Source organism: Martinezella lusitana (assembly GCF_014207095.1).
In the GTDB taxonomy this organism is placed as follows: Bacteria; Pseudomonadota; Alphaproteobacteria; order Rhizobiales; family Rhizobiaceae; genus Rhizobium; species Rhizobium lusitanum_B.
Genome location: NZ_JACHBG010000014.1, coordinates 112,087 through 125,662, shown reverse-complemented (window position 1 = coordinate 125,662; position 13,576 = coordinate 112,087). Strand labels below are relative to the sequence as shown.

The 13,576-nt window shown below is 59.4% G+C and carries 14 protein-coding genes; 11 read left to right on the top strand and 3 right to left on the bottom strand.

Translation table 11 applies throughout. From position 1 onward, the window contains the following. Nucleotides 1–5 precede the first annotated feature (5 nt). From GGD46_RS23560 to GGD46_RS23550, 3 genes are all read right to left on the bottom strand, one after another. Nucleotides 6–1,193: a GNAT family N-acetyltransferase gene (locus GGD46_RS23560; protein WP_184708525.1), complete on the bottom strand. Its 1,188-nt coding sequence runs from the start codon at nt 1,191–1,193 to the stop codon at nt 6–8. A 219-nt stretch (nt 1,194–1,412) separates the two neighbouring features. After that, the gene (locus GGD46_RS23555; RefSeq protein WP_184708523.1) at nt 1,413–2,132 is read right to left on the bottom strand and encodes a glycerophosphodiester phosphodiesterase; all 720 of its coding nucleotides are present in this window, start codon (nt 2,130–2,132) and stop codon (nt 1,413–1,415) included. After that, entirely contained in the window at nt 2,132–2,599 is a 468-nt protein-coding gene (locus tag GGD46_RS23550) for a RidA family protein (RefSeq protein WP_184708522.1), read from the bottom strand. Before GGD46_RS23550 ends, GGD46_RS23555 begins: the two co-directional genes overlap by 1 nt. A 135-nt stretch (nt 2,600–2,734) precedes the next feature. Between GGD46_RS23550 and GGD46_RS23545 the strand changes: the two genes are divergently transcribed. From GGD46_RS23545 to GGD46_RS23495, 11 genes are all read left to right on the top strand, one after another. After that, a complete protein-coding gene (locus GGD46_RS23545) occupies nt 2,735–3,562 on the top strand; it encodes a cell envelope integrity EipB family protein (protein ID WP_184708520.1) in 828 nt (275 codons plus the stop codon). Between the two features lie 206 nt (nt 3,563–3,768). Continuing rightward, complete coding sequence (locus GGD46_RS23540; RefSeq protein WP_184708518.1) at nt 3,769–4,848, top strand: toxic anion resistance protein; 1,080 nt, start codon at nt 3,769–3,771, stop codon at nt 4,846–4,848. Between the two features lie 5 nt (nt 4,849–4,853). Continuing rightward, nucleotides 4,854–6,428 (top strand): VWA domain-containing protein, encoded by a 1,575-nt coding sequence (locus tag GGD46_RS23535; protein WP_184708516.1) that lies wholly within the window; start codon nt 4,854–4,856, stop codon nt 6,426–6,428. Between the two features lie 7 nt (nt 6,429–6,435). Further along, nucleotides 6,436–7,053, top strand: a complete 618-nt coding sequence (locus tag GGD46_RS23530; RefSeq protein ID WP_184708514.1) for a 5-bromo-4-chloroindolyl phosphate hydrolysis family protein — start codon at nt 6,436–6,438, stop codon at nt 7,051–7,053. Then, nucleotides 7,053–8,159, top strand: a complete 1,107-nt coding sequence (locus tag GGD46_RS23525; protein WP_184708512.1) for a substrate-binding domain-containing protein — start codon at nt 7,053–7,055, stop codon at nt 8,157–8,159. The genes GGD46_RS23530 and GGD46_RS23525 overlap by 1 nt, the downstream gene beginning before the upstream one ends. Nucleotides 8,160–8,347: 188 nt before the next feature. Then, entirely contained in the window at nt 8,348–9,115 is a 768-nt protein-coding gene (gene rpsB, locus GGD46_RS23520; protein ID WP_184708509.1) for a 30S ribosomal protein S2, read from the top strand. Between the two features lie 376 nt (nt 9,116–9,491). Beyond that, entirely contained in the window at nt 9,492–10,418 is a 927-nt protein-coding gene (gene tsf / locus GGD46_RS23515; protein ID WP_184708507.1) for a translation elongation factor Ts, read from the top strand. A gap of 136 nt (nt 10,419–10,554) precedes the next feature. Next, on the top strand, nt 10,555–11,274 hold the full coding sequence (pyrH, locus tag GGD46_RS23510; protein WP_184708505.1) for a UMP kinase: 720 nt from the start codon (nt 10,555–10,557) through the stop codon (nt 11,272–11,274). A gap of 55 nt (nt 11,275–11,329) precedes the next feature. After that, a complete protein-coding gene (gene frr / locus GGD46_RS23505) occupies nt 11,330–11,890 on the top strand; it encodes a ribosome recycling factor (RefSeq protein WP_184708503.1) in 561 nt (186 codons plus the stop codon). Between the two features lie 106 nt (nt 11,891–11,996). After that, entirely contained in the window at nt 11,997–12,743 is a 747-nt protein-coding gene (locus tag GGD46_RS23500) for an isoprenyl transferase (protein WP_184708501.1), read from the top strand. Then, complete coding sequence (locus GGD46_RS23495; RefSeq protein WP_184708498.1) at nt 12,743–13,576, top strand: phosphatidate cytidylyltransferase; 834 nt, start codon at nt 12,743–12,745, stop codon at nt 13,574–13,576. The genes GGD46_RS23500 and GGD46_RS23495 overlap by 1 nt, the downstream gene beginning before the upstream one ends.

Below are 13,576 nucleotides of genomic sequence, written 5' to 3'. Positions count from 1 at the left end.
ACGGCCTAGATATCCTGCCGCTCACCTTTGCGGAAGGGGCTGTGTTCCGTCAGGATTTCGCTCATTTCCTCTACCTGTTCCCGCTCGTGCTTCAGGTAGTCAGCAACAGCGCGGCGCAGGCCCTGATGTCCAATATAATGCGCGGAATGCGTGACTACCGGCAGGTAGCCGCGTGCAAGCTTGTGCTCGCCCTGAGCGCCGGCTTCCACGCGCTTCAATTTCTTGGCGAGCGCAAAATCGATAGCCTGATGATAGCAGACCTCGAAATGCAGGAAGGGATGGTCCTCGATGCAGCCCCAGTGCCGGCCATAAAGTGTCTCATCGCCGATGAAATTGATGGCGCCAGCGATATAGCGACCCTCGCGTTTCGCCATGACGAGCAGCACATCGTCGGGCATGCGCTCGCCGATCAGTGAGTAGAATTTTCGGGTCAGGTAAGGCCGGCCCCATTTGCGGCTGCCCGTATCCATATAGAAGGCGAAAAACTGATCCCAAATGTTTTCGGTGAGGTCGCTGCCGGTCAGCCAGTCGATGCTGATACCGCCTTCGAGTGCTGCGCGGCGCTCCTTTTTCAGCGCCTTGCGCTTGCGCGAGGCAAGCGTTTCCAGGAAGGAGTTATGGTCCGCATAGCCTTCATTGATGAAATGGAACTGCTGGTCGGTGCGATGCAGATAGCCATCGTCCTCGAATACCGCAGCTTCGTCTTCGGGCAGGAAGGTGATGTGGGCGGAGGAAACACCAAGCTGCCGTGTGACTTCCTTGAGGCTCTCGGCAAGCGCCGGCTGGATTGCCTCGCGGTCCTGCCCCTCGGCAACGAGCAGCCGCGGCCCCGTGGCGGGCGTGAAAGGTATCGAACATTGCAGTTTCGGATAGTAGCGGCCGCCGGCACGCTCGAAGGCATCGGCCCAACCATGGTCAAAGACATATTCGCCCTGACTGTGGCTCTTCAGATATCCAACGACGGCACCGATCAGTTCGCCGCCATCCGTTTCCAGCAGCAGATGGTTGCCGAGCCAGCCCGCCTTGTCGGTCGCAGAGCCGGACTCCTCGAGTGACGAGAGGAAGGCGTGCGAGATGAACGGATTGTATGGCAGAACGCTGCCGGTTCTGGATGCTCCGGCGAGCTTGGACCAGCTTTCCGGGGCGATGTTCTTGAAGGATCGTTCGACTCGAATGGATAATTCGTCTGTCATCAAATTCTTGCGCTAACGAGGAGGGCGGGCTCTTGCCGCTGCGCCATGCGTCCGATGGGATGAGTGGCGCAGCGGCAATCTAGAGCAATTCCAGCAAAAGTGCGTAGTGGTTTTGCGTCCGGAATTGCGCTCAAACAAGAGAACAGCGCATTTCCAGAATTCCGTTTGAAACGGAAATGCGCTGGTTTGCGCGAAACCTCTCCTTCGATCGAACTCGATTTATGAGGTAGCGCGCGGATCAAAACCTTCGAAGGTCATCTGGTCTGCATTGGCGAATGTGTGCTTGCGGGCCGCTTCGTCGCGCACGGTCCAGGTTATGACCGGAATGCCGCGCTGGCGCTGCGCCGTGATGAAGGGGTTCGGCAGGTGGCCAAAGAAGTATGATATGAAGTCTAGCCCAAGATGCATGGCTTCGTCATGCTGAAAAAACGTCTCTGGCTTGTTTCCTTCAGCCGTGAGGCCGACAGGGTAAGGCGATTCCAGAGCCTTGAGGTCCTTGAGCAGCCATTGGTCGAAACTCATCAGCGCCACATGTCCCTTATAACCTTCGAGGACTTCGAGCACGGATTCGGCAAAGCCTTCATCATCGCCTTCGCGGCCCTTGAGTTCCAGCACGAGCGGCACCTTGCCGTCACAGAGCTGCAAAAGCTGCTTCAAGGTCGGGATCTTGTCCTTGGTGCCGCCGATCGAGAGCAGCCCGAGCTCGGCCGAGGTGCGCTCGCGTACCTCGCCGGGCAGGTTGCAGACGCGCTGCAGATCATCGTCATGGAAAACGACCGGAACGCCGTCCGAGGCATAGTGCAGGTCGCACTCGATGGCAAAGCCCGCCTCGATGGCTCGGCTGAAGGCCGAAAGCGTGTTCTCCCAGACTTCCTTGTTCATGTCATGATAGCCGCGATGGGCGACGGGGCGCTCGGTCAGCCAGGCAAGCTTGCTCATTATGCGATTTCCAGAATGGCATCGATTTCAACGGCGGCATTGAGCGGCAGGGCTGCCATGCCGACGGCGGCGCGGGCATGCTTTCCGGCTTCGCCGAGTACATTTGCCAGAAGATTCGAGGCGCCGTTGATCACAAGATGTTGTTCGACGAAATCGGGCGTCGACGCGACGAAGCCGTTGAGCTTGATCAGGCGCTTGATGCGGCCGAGGTCACCGCCAAGCGCTGCTTTTGCCTGGGCGAGAATGTTGATGGCGCAGAGTTCGGCTGCGCGCTGGCCGCCTGCAACATCGACATCCTTGCCGAGATGGCCCGTCACGCCGATCTTGCCGTTTTCCATCGGCAATTGGCCGGACAGATAGAGAAGATTGCCGCTGATGACATAGGGAACATAGTTGGCGGCCGGTGCTGCGGCCTGCGGCAAAGTGATACCAAGTTCCGTCAGACGAGCCTCTATGGCAGCGGACATTTTCATCTCCCGTTTTGTTGTAAAAACTTCAAAAATCCGGCATCAAGACTAAATTCCGTCAATCGGAACAGGCAGCCTCGTTTCAGCCGAAAGCGTTCTTATAACATCGCGTGCGAGTCCAACAGGAGATAATGAATGTTCCGCTCGAGTATTGCTGCCACCGTTGTTTCGGGGCTGGGCATTCTGTCACTGGGAACCACCGCGGCGCATGCGGCCGGCCCAAGCGGCTTGATCGCTCACCGGGCCGTCTATGATCTGGAGCTGAAGGATGCCTCCGATCGCTCCGGCATCGCCGGCATGTTTGGCCGTATGGTTTATGAGTTCGACGGTTCCGATTGCACCGGCTTTACCACCAATTTCCGTTTCGTGACGAAGATCGATACCGGCGACTCCACGCGCGTCAGCGATCAACAGACCACGACCTTCGAAGATCTCGGCAAGCGAATCTTTCGCTTCGAAACCAAATCCTACACGGATAGCCAACTCGACAAGGATGTGCGGGGCGCCGCCGTCGAGGACCAGAAGGGTATAAAGGTCGATCTCACCCAGCCGCATAGCAAGCAGGTCGAAGTGATCGAGAGCCGCTTTCCGACGGAGCACATGCTCGACATCATTCACAATGCCAAGCTCGGCAAGAACTTCTTCGAGGCACAGGTCTTCGATGGCTCCGATGACGGCGACAAGCCGTTGCTCGCCACCACCGTCGTCGGCAAGGAGCAGACGCCTGCAAAGGATGATCCCGACGCCGAAAAGGCCGGCGCTTTCGCCAGCAAGACCTTCTGGCCCGTAACTGTCGCTTATTTCAACGAGAAGTCCACCGGCGACGCCATGCCGGTCTATCGCATGTCGTTCAAGTTGTACGAGAACGGCATAACCCGCGATCTTACCATGGACTACGGCGATTTCGTCCTGACCGGCAAGCTCACCAAGCTTGAGGTTCTCGACACCAAGGCGTGCCAATAGCCCACGATAACGCTCCTGACGCGAAATCGTCGTCATAAAACTGTGATCCAAGTTTCACTATTGTGTGGAACGGTCGGCAAGCGGAGGTGAGTCTATTTCACCTCGCGTCGACTTGGAATTGTAGTGGGGCGCGCGGGGGAATGATCGTCTGGGGCGATCGAAAGTTTTGCGGTCGGCTCCGTTTTATGGACGAGAAAGCGTGACCCATGAGCAATGCCGATATCCCAGCCACGTCTCACGAGACGCTGCCCGTTGTTGCCGCCGACCCGGCGGAAATCGCTCGCATCGGCGATAGCATCGACCTGACCGATCGGGCCGGCATCTCCGTCTACGGCGATCGCGCGCAGCAGTCCGTTTCAGATTATTCCGACCGCATCTTGCGCGAGGTCCGTAACCGCGATCTCGGCGAAGTCGGCAAGCTGCTGACCGATATCATCGTCAAATCCAAGAATCTCGATCCGGCCTCGTTGAAGGACGAGGGCTTCCTGTCGCGGATGTTTTCCTCGTTCAGAGCACGGCTGGAGCGTTTCAAGGAGCAGTTCGAGGATGTCGCCGGCCAGATCGATCGCATCGGGCTGGAGCTTGATCGACATAAGGACGTTTTGCGCCGTGATATCGCGCTTCTCGATGACCTGCACGAAGAAACCAAGCAGTCCATCCTGCAGCTCGACGCCTATGTGCAGGCGGGCAAGGCGTTCGCCGAGCGTTTCCGCGCGACCGAACTCCCGCGCCTGAAGAGTGCCGCCGAAGCGGCCACCGCCAATCCAGGCGGCGGCATGCTGGAGGCGCAGATCTATCAGGACAGCCTGCAGGCGCTCGATCGGCTGGAAAAGCGCGTTTTCTACCTGCAGCAGGCGCGTCAGCTCGGCATCCAGCAATTGCCGCAGATCCGTATCGTGCAGGCCGGTGACGAAACCCTGATCGAAAACCTGCAGGCGACTGCGGCGCTGACGGTGCCGGCCTGGAAGCAGAAGATGGTGATCCTGCTCGGCCTGACCCAGCAGAAATCGGCGCTCGAATTGCAGAAGACCATTACCGACGCCACCAACGACATGATCCGCGAGGCCTCAAGGATGCTGAAGGATCAGGCGATTGCCATAGAACAGCAATCGCAGCGCGGTATCGTCGACATCGATACGCTCGCTGCGGCCAATCGCGATCTGATCGACACGATCGGCGGCGTTCTGAAGGTGCAGGAGGATGGCCGCGCCAAGCGCGCCGAGGCCGAGCAGCGGATGCAGAAAATGACCATCGAGCTGAAGAAAGCAATGATCGAGGCCCGGTAATCGGCATGGCAATCCGTACACTTGTTACCGGCCTGACACTTGTGGCAGCTCTCGCGCTGAGCGGCTGCGACGTCGGCGGCCAAGGCCCGAAATTCTCGATCGTCTCCGGCTCGGAGAACACGGTCCTTCAGCCGATCGTCGAGGAATTTTGCAAGCAGAAGAACGCGTCTTGCACTTTCTCCTACGAAGGTACACTGGATATCGGCCTCGCTCTCCAGAGTGAGAAAGGTGTCGAGCAGGATGCCGTCTGGCCCGCATCGAGCGTCTGGGTCGACATGTTCGACGCCAAGCGCCGGGTGAAATCACTCACCTCGGTCGCGCAGATGCCGGTCATTCTCGGTGTGCGCAAATCCAAGGCCGATGCGCTCGGTTGGACCGGCAAACCGGTTTACATGAAGGACATTCTGGCGGCGGTGAAGAACGGCTCGCTGAAGTTTCTCATGACCTCGGCCACCCAATCCAATTCCGGTGCGAGCGCCTATCTCGGCATGTTGTCGAGCGCGCTTGGCAATAAGCCTGTGATCGAGCCGGGCGATCTCGACAAGTCCGACGTTCAGAGCACCGTGCGTTCGCTCCTCGGCGGCGTGGAGCGTTCTTCTGGCTCGTCGGGCTGGCTGGCCGACCTCTATACGGATTCGGCGAAAAAAGGCGTCCTCTATGACGCCATGTGGAACTATGAGGCGGTGCTGAAGGAAACCAACGACAAGCTCGTGGGCGTGGGTAAGGAACCGCTCTATGCGATCTATCCGGCCGACGGTGTCGTGGTGGCGGACTCGCCCATCGGCTTCGTCGATCACGGGCGAGGGCCGAAGGTCGAGACCTTCTTCAACCAGCTCACCGAATATCTCCGCTCCGCGCCGACGCAGAAGCGCATCGCCGATACGGGCCGCCGAATCCCGCTTGCCGACGTCTCCGCCAAGCCGGATCCTTCCTGGAATTTCGATCCGACCCGGTTGGTCACCGCCGTTCGTATGCCGGAGCCAACCGTTATCCGCCAGGCGCTCGATCTCTATCAGGTGGCATTGCGCAAACCGTCGCTGACGGCCCTTTGCCTGGATTTTTCCGGATCGATGGAGGGGCAGGGCGAGGGGCAGTTGCAGGCGGCAATGCGGTTCCTGTTCAATCCGGATGAAACCGGCAAGGTGCTGGCGCAATGGACGCCCGCCGATCGCATCATGGTTATTCCCTTCGATGCCAATGTGCGCGCGACCTACGAAGGTTCGGGAAACCCAGCCCAGCAGAAGATGCTTGTCGACCGGGTTTCCCGCCAGCGAGCAGGCGGCGGCACGGACATGTATGCCTGTGCTAGCCGGGCGCTCGACTGGATTAAAAGCGCGCAGAACTTGCCGTCCTATCTGCCCGCCATCGTCATCATGACTGACGGCAAGTCAGATGATGCCAATCGCGATTTCATGAGCCGTTGGGCATCGGTAAATCCGCACGTGCCGGTGTTCGGCATCACCTTCGGCGATGCTGACAAGCGGCAGCTGGACGCCCTCGCGCAAGAGACCTCGGGACGCGTATTCGATGGACGTGGCGATCTGGTCAGCGCATTCCGGGCGGTGCGCGGTTACAACTAGGACAATAATGCGGAACTGGTTTGGCAATGACGGGAATTGGATCGTGGCGGGGCTTGCCGCCGCGGCTGTGGTTCCTGCGCTGAGCTTCCTGGCCGGTATGCCGGTCTGGATCGCCGCCATCATCGGCTTCCTGGTTTTCGTCGGCCTCATCTTCGTTCTGGCGCCAAAGCGCATGTTCGAAGGTCTGGATGCGAAGGCGATCGGCAGGGGACGTCTGGATTTCGCCCGTGATCTGCTGAGCGCGGCGGCACCGGCCGCGCAAAGACTGGAGGCTTCGGCCAGCCAGATCTCCAGCAAGGAGACGGCAAAACGGGTGCGTCATCTGGCGGAGATTGCCACCGATGTGTTTGCCAAGGTGGAGGTCAATCCTGAAAGCGCCGGCACGGTCCGGCGTTTCCTCAGCTATTACCTGCCGCGTGCCGCCGAGGTAGCGGAAGGGTTTGCTGCGATCGAGGCGAAGCGCCAGCCGGACACCGCTCGCCTCCGGGAGGTCGAGCTGGTTCTGACCAAACTTGAAGATGCATTTGTGCACTATTCCGACAGCCTGGTCGACGACAGGCTCGATACGCTTGATACCGAGTTGCGCCTTATACAGGCATCGCTCAAAGAGGATATAGGACGCTGATGGCCATTTCCCGCCGCGCCTTCGGAGTAGGGCTTCTTGCTGCCGGCGTTGCCGGAACCGGCGGCTATTTCGCCGTCAAGGATCGACCGGAACTGCAGGGACTGCTTGGCAACCGCACCAAGCTGTTCGGCTTCATCGGCGGCGAGAAGGAAGCATTCCTCGCCGATAAGGATGTGATTTCGGCGCTGCACAGCCACGGGCTTGAGATCAACAGCCGTGTCGCCGGTTCTGTCGAAATGGTGCGCGAGCAGGCGCTTCTCTCGCAGACGCCGTCGTTTCTGTGGCCTTCATCCTCGATCATGGTCGATATCGCCCGGCAGAACGGCATCAAGATCCGCAACGACCGCGTTATTCTGAACACACCCGTTGTCGTCTATTCTTGGCAGCCCGTCGTCGATGGGTTGACCAAGGCCGGGCTTGTCACGACGACATCGCAGGGGCAGCACCAGCTCGATCTGAAGGCGCTGCTGGATGCGGTGCTGTCCGGTGCGAGCTGGTCGAAGCTCGGCGTCGGAGCACTATATGGGCAATCGAGGATCGTTTCCACCGATCCCAATCGTTCCAATTCAGGCTTCATGTTTGCCGGTCTGGTGCTAAGCCTTCTGAGCGGCAATGTCGCGAGTGCCGCCAGTCTTTTCCAGTTCGGCGACAAGGCGCAGGCCATTTTCCGCAACATGGGCTTCAAGGCGTCGTCATCGGGCAAGCTCTTCGAGCAATATCTCGCGGGCGGTATCGGTGGCGAGCCGATGATTGTCGGCTATGAGAATCAGTTGGTGGAATGGATTCTCGCCGATCCGCAGCGATGGAAGAGAATCCAGGCTAGTAATGGAGCGAAGCCCGTCGTGCTTTATCCGCATCCGACGGTCTATTCCTCCCATCCGCTCATTGCCATCGATGAACAGGTCGACCGGATGATCGACGCGCTGATCAGCCCGCGATTGCAGGAGCTCGCCTGGACCAAGCACGGCTTTCGCGGACCGCTGGGAGCCGTAACCGGCGACGCGGACAGCGCGATTGCCGGCTTGCTGCCGGCGGAAATCGATGCTGTCTTGCCTATGCCCGATGCCAATGTCATGCTGGCGCTACTCGATAAACTGGCTACCTGAGGGCAGGGTACGGTTATTTTTCGCTGCCAAAGCCTTGCATTCCACGCGAATCGAATGTAAGGGCACCCGCATTCCACACGTAAGGCATGGGATTGTCCGGGAGAAATCCGGATCGTTCCGCCCGGTGGCATCCTCGAAGAGGGTGCTGTTCGCCTTGCGGAGGTTCAACCGGTAAAGGAGACAAAGGCATGGCATTGCCTGATTTTTCTATGCGCCAGCTTCTGGAAGCTGGTGTTCACTTCGGTCACCAGACGCACCGCTGGAACCCGAAGATGAAGCCTTACATTTTCGGCGATCGTAACAACATCCACATCATCGACCTCGCTCAGACGGTTCCGATGCTGAACCGTGCACTGCAGGTTGTCAGCGACACCGTTGCTCGTGGCGGTCGCGTTCTGTTCGTCGGTACCAAGCGTCAGGCGTCTGAACTGATCGCCGACAGCGCCAAGCGCTCGGCTCAGTACTACGTCAACGCCCGCTGGCTCGGCGGCATGATGACCAACTGGAAGACGATCTCCAACTCGATCCAGCGTCTGCGCAAGCTCGACGAAATCCTCTCCGGCGAAGCCCAGGGCTTCACCAAGAAGGAGCGTCTGAACCTCGAGCGCGAACGCGAAAAGCTCGATAAGGCCCTCGGCGGTATCAAGGACATGGGCGGCACGCCGGACCTGATGTTCATCATCGACACCAACAAGGAAAAGATCGCGATCGACGAAGCCAAGCGCCTCGGCATCCCGGTCGTCGCCATCATCGACTCGAACTGCGATCCGGACCTGATCGACTATCCGATCCCGGGCAACGACGACGCCTCGCGCGCCATCGCTCTTTACTGCGACCTGATCTCGCGCGCTGCCATCGACGGCATCGCTCGCCAGCAGGGTGCATCCGGCCGTGATCTCGGCGCTTCCGAGGAAGCCCCGATCGAGCCGACCCTGGCGGACGGCACCGAAGCCTGATCGCGCCTGGAGGCGGGCAATAGACTGCCCGCCCAAGCGCAATGACATCCGGGATAAGGCCGTTTGCGACTTAAATAAGTTCGAGCGGCCTTATCGCGTTTTGGATAACGCCTTGCCTCTTGCATAATTCCTTAAATCGGAAACGATTTGAGGGAGAAATTATGCAGTAGATTTAAAGTGTTGCAGCGACCTTTGCGCGTCACTTGTGACACGCGGCGCTGTAGGCGGTAAATCCAGGCTTGTTCCAATCGAGAATTCCACAGTATGACGCTGCTTCATAACGCTGTCATACTTAAGGGTACATTTCGTCCCTCAAATCGGTGCGCTTCGGTCGCAAACCGCATGCCGCACCATATGAACCCACAAGAGGAAGCTTATGACCGAGATTACGGCTGCACTGGTGAAGGAACTGCGCGAAAAGTCTGGCGCAGGCATGATGGACTGCAAGAAGGCGCTGACCGAAACCAACGGCGATATCGAAGCAGCGATCGACTGGCTGCGCGCCAAGGGCATCTCCAAGGCCGACAAGAAGTCCGGCCGCACTGCCGCTGAAGGCCTGGTCGCCATTGCTGGCGCCGGTCACAAGGCCGTTGTCGTCGAGCTCAATTCCGAAACCGACTTCGTTGCCCGTAACGATGCCTTCCAGGACCTCGCTCGCGGCGTCGCCGAAGTAGCTCTGTCCACTGACGGCACGGTCGAGGCCATCTCGGCTGCGACCTACCCGGCATCCGGCAAGCCGGTCGCCGACACCATCAAGGACGCGATCGCAACCATCGGCGAAAACATGACGCTTCGTCGTGCGGCCAAGCTCGAAGTCGAGCACGGCGTTGTCGCGACCTACATCCACAATGCTGCCGGCGACGGCATCGGCAAGCTCGGCGTTCTGGTCGCCCTGAAGTCGGTCGGCGACAAGGCCGTTCTGACCTCGATCGGCCGCCAGGTTGCCATGCACATTGCTGCTACCAACCCGCTGGCGATCCGCGCCGAAGAAGTCGATGCTGCAGTCGCCGAGCGCGAGCGCAACGTCTTCATCGAGCAGTCCCGCGAATCCGGCAAGCCGGAAGCCATCATCGAAAAGATGGTTGAAGGCCGCATGCGCAAGTTCTTCGAAGAAGTCGCTCTTCTTTCGCAGGCTTTCGTCATCAATCCGGACCTGACGGTTGCTGCTGCCATCAAGGAAGCTGAAAAGACTGCTGGCGCCCCGATCGAAGTCGTCGGCATGGCCCGTCTGCTCCTCGGCGAAGGCGTCGAAAAGGAAGAAACCGACTTCGCCGCCGAAGTTGCTGCTGTCGCCAAGGGCTGATTAGCAAAAAGAAGACATATCCCGGTTTGGTGAAACCATATCAGGGAAAACATCAGGGCATCGCGTGACAACGCGGTGCCCTTCGTGTATCCGGCATTCACAATCATTCCCCCGGTGATCACTTCAAGGAGCTACCATGTCCCAGCCGATCTACAAGCGCGTGTTGCTCAAGGCCTCCGGTGAAGCTCTGATGGGCAGTCAGGGTTTTGGTATCGACGTCACCGTTGCGGACCGGATTGCGTCCGATATCGCCGAAGCACGCGCCATGGGGGTCGAGGTCGGTGTCGTGGTTGGCGGCGGCAATATTTTCCGCGGCGTTGCGGTGGCCTCGAAGGGCGGCGACCGTGTGACAGGCGACCATATGGGAATGCTCGGCACCGTCATCAATGCGCTGGCGCTGGCAACCTCGCTGCGCAAGCTCGACATCGAGACGGTGGTGCTTTCGGCCATTTCCATGCCTGAGATCTGCGAGAGCTTTTCGCAGCGCGCCACGCTCTATCACCTTTCGCTCGGCCGCGTAGTGATCTTCGCCGGCGGCACCGGCAACCCATTCTTCACCACCGATTCGGCCGCTGCATTGCGCGCTGCCGAAATGGGCGCGCAGGCCATCTTCAAGGGTACGCAGGTTGACGGCATCTACTCGGCCGATCCGAAGAAATTCCCCGCTGCGGAGCGTTTCGACCATCTGACCCATAGTCAGGTGCTTGAGAAGGGGCTGGCAGTCATGGACGTCGCCGCCGTTGCGCTTGCGCGGGAAAACTCAATTCCGATCATCGTCTTCTCCATCCACGAGAAGGGCGAGTTCGCCGAAATCTTGACCGGCGGCGGCCGCAAGACCATCGTATCAGACAACTGACATTCCTGTGGCGCCGGGTAAACCCGGTGCCGCCTTGTTACAGGGGAGCATAGACATGAGTGAAGCCACCGATCTCAAGGAACTGAAGCGTCGCATGGACGGCGCCATTGCGGCATTCAAGAGCGACATCGCCTCGTTGCGCACCGGGCGCGCATCCGCCAATATTCTGGATCCGGTCACGATCGAAGCCTATGGCTCGCGCATGCCGCTGAACCAGGTTGCCAACATCACCGTGCCGGAACCCCGCATGCTGACCGTATCGGTCTGGGACAAGTCGATGGTCGGCGCCGTCGAGCGCTCCATCCGCGAGTCCAATCTCGGTCTCAACCCCATCGTCGACGGCCAGAACCTGCGTATTCCGTTGCCGGAACTCAACGAAGAGCGCCGCCGTTCGCTGGTGAAAGTTGCCCATGAATATGCCGAGAAGGCAAAGGTCGCGATTCGTCACGTGCGCCGCGACGGCATGGATGGCCTCAAGAAGGCTGAAAAGGATGGCGTAATCGGCCAGGACGAGAGCCGCTCACTATCCGAGCGTGTGCAGAAGATGACGGATGAGACGATTTCCGAGATCGACCGCTTGCTAGCCGATAAAGAAAAGGAAATCATGCACGTCTGATCGTAGTCTGGGACGCGTCGCTTTCTGTCTGAAAACATTTGAAAGCGGCGAGAGCGCCCTAGATTACGAGGCCAGAGCATCTTCTGCCGAACGAAACCGGATCCAAATGTCAGCTCCTACGTTCTCTGTCGTACCCGAACACGTTGCCATCATCATGGACGGCAACGGGCGTTGGGCCAACGCGCGCGGCCTGCCGCGCACCATGGGCCACCGCAAGGGCGTGGAGGCGGTTCGGGAAACGGTGCGGGCAGCCGGTGATATCGGCATCAAATATCTGACGCTTTTTGCCTTTTCTTCTGAGAATTGGCGTCGCCCGGAGACCGAGGTGAGCGATCTCCTCGGCCTGCTGAAGGCATTCATCCGGCGGGACCTCGCCGAGCTTCATCGCCAGAATGTGCGGATCCGCGTCATCGGCGATCGCAGCAATCTGCGCGGCGATATCCTGCCACTGCTGCTCGAAGCCGAGGAGACCACCAGGAACAATACGGCTCTGACGCTGGTCATCGCTTTCAATTACGGCTCGCGCGACGAAATTGTGCGTGCCTTTGCGAGCCTGGCGAGGGATGTGGAGGCGGGACGGCTTCGCCCGCAGGACATCAGTCCGGAACTGGTCGACGCACGCCTGGATACGGCCGGAATTCCCGATCCGGACCTGATTATCCGCACGAGCGGCGAGGAGCGCCTGTCGAACTTCCTGCTTTGGCAGGCCGCCTATTCGGAATTCATGTTCATGCCGGAATTCTGGCCTGATTTCAGCCGTGACCTCTTCTTTGCAGCGCTGGAGAAATATGCCGCGCGCGACCGGCGCTTTGGCGGTCTTTCCGCCAAGCCGGCGGCGGCCGTGGGGTCCTGATGAGCCGCGAACTGAGGCTGCGCATCATCTCCGGCATCATCCTTGCCGCGATCGTTCTTGCCGCCACATGGCATGGCGGCCTCAGTTTCCGGCTTCTGGCTGCGGCAATCAGCCTGCTTGTCTACTATGAATGGTCGACCATATCGGATCTGCACGGAAGCGATCCGAAGGGAAATGCGCTTGGCTGGGTCGGTTTGGTCCTGATCGCCGGTGCGACGGTGACGGGCGAATCGGTCTACTCCATGGAGGTTCTGGTCGCCTTTGTCGTCGTCTCGGCGATCATGGTCGCCCTTCGGCAAAAGAGCTGGTGGCTGCCCAGTGGCATACTCTATTCCGGCCTGACCGCGATCGCCCTTGCCGAGATACGTGACGAGGATCTTCGCGGTTTCATATTGATGCTGTTCATCTTCGCGACCGTTTGGGCAACCGATATCTTCGCCTATTTCGTCGGTCGCGCGATCGGCGGCCCGAAGCTTGCGCCACGCATATCGCCGGGCAAGACCTGGTCGGGCGCGATCGGCGGCGCCGTTGCGGCCGTCATCGCCGGAACCGCGATCGTCTGGAGCTATTTTTCTGCCGATGACCTGCGGATTCCCATGCTTGCGCTGGTGCTGTCCGTTTGCAGTCAGGTCGGCGACCTGTTCGAGTCCTTCATGAAGCGTCGCTTCAATGTAAAAGATTCGAGTCACCTTATTCCCGGGCATGGCGGCGTCATGGATCGGGTCGATGGACTAATTTTTGCTTGTTTTGCAGCGTTTTTGTTGGCTATCGTTATATCGCTGACAATGAGCGGCGAGACCTTGTCATTGGGCGGCGTTCTGCTCGGGGTCTGA

What these genes read in the sequence shown, in the direction of transcription:
- GGD46_RS23560 (WP_184708525.1), bottom strand. Translation starts at nt 1,193, where the DNA reads ATGACAGACGAATTATCCATTCGAGTCGAACGATCCTTCAAGAACATC.
- GGD46_RS23555 (WP_184708523.1), bottom strand. Translation starts at nt 2,132, where the DNA reads ATGAGCAAGCTTGCCTGGCTGACCGAGCGCCCCGTCGCCCATCGCGGC.
- GGD46_RS23550 (WP_184708522.1), bottom strand. Translation starts at nt 2,599, where the DNA reads ATGTCCGCTGCCATAGAGGCTCGTCTGACGGAACTTGGTATCACTTTG.
- GGD46_RS23545 (WP_184708520.1), top strand. Translation starts at nt 2,735, where the DNA reads ATGTTCCGCTCGAGTATTGCTGCCACCGTTGTTTCGGGGCTGGGCATT.
- GGD46_RS23540 (WP_184708518.1), top strand. Translation starts at nt 3,769, where the DNA reads ATGAGCAATGCCGATATCCCAGCCACGTCTCACGAGACGCTGCCCGTT.
- GGD46_RS23535 (WP_184708516.1), top strand. Translation starts at nt 4,854, where the DNA reads ATGGCAATCCGTACACTTGTTACCGGCCTGACACTTGTGGCAGCTCTC.
- GGD46_RS23530 (WP_184708514.1), top strand. Translation starts at nt 6,436, where the DNA reads ATGCGGAACTGGTTTGGCAATGACGGGAATTGGATCGTGGCGGGGCTT.
- GGD46_RS23525 (WP_184708512.1), top strand. Translation starts at nt 7,053, where the DNA reads ATGGCCATTTCCCGCCGCGCCTTCGGAGTAGGGCTTCTTGCTGCCGGC.
- rpsB (WP_184708509.1), top strand. Translation starts at nt 8,348, where the DNA reads ATGGCATTGCCTGATTTTTCTATGCGCCAGCTTCTGGAAGCTGGTGTT.
- tsf (WP_184708507.1), top strand. Translation starts at nt 9,492, where the DNA reads ATGACCGAGATTACGGCTGCACTGGTGAAGGAACTGCGCGAAAAGTCT.
- pyrH (WP_184708505.1), top strand. Translation starts at nt 10,555, where the DNA reads ATGTCCCAGCCGATCTACAAGCGCGTGTTGCTCAAGGCCTCCGGTGAA.
- frr (WP_184708503.1), top strand. Translation starts at nt 11,330, where the DNA reads ATGAGTGAAGCCACCGATCTCAAGGAACTGAAGCGTCGCATGGACGGC.
- GGD46_RS23500 (WP_184708501.1), top strand. Translation starts at nt 11,997, where the DNA reads ATGTCAGCTCCTACGTTCTCTGTCGTACCCGAACACGTTGCCATCATC.
- GGD46_RS23495 (WP_184708498.1), top strand. Translation starts at nt 12,743, where the DNA reads ATGAGCCGCGAACTGAGGCTGCGCATCATCTCCGGCATCATCCTTGCC.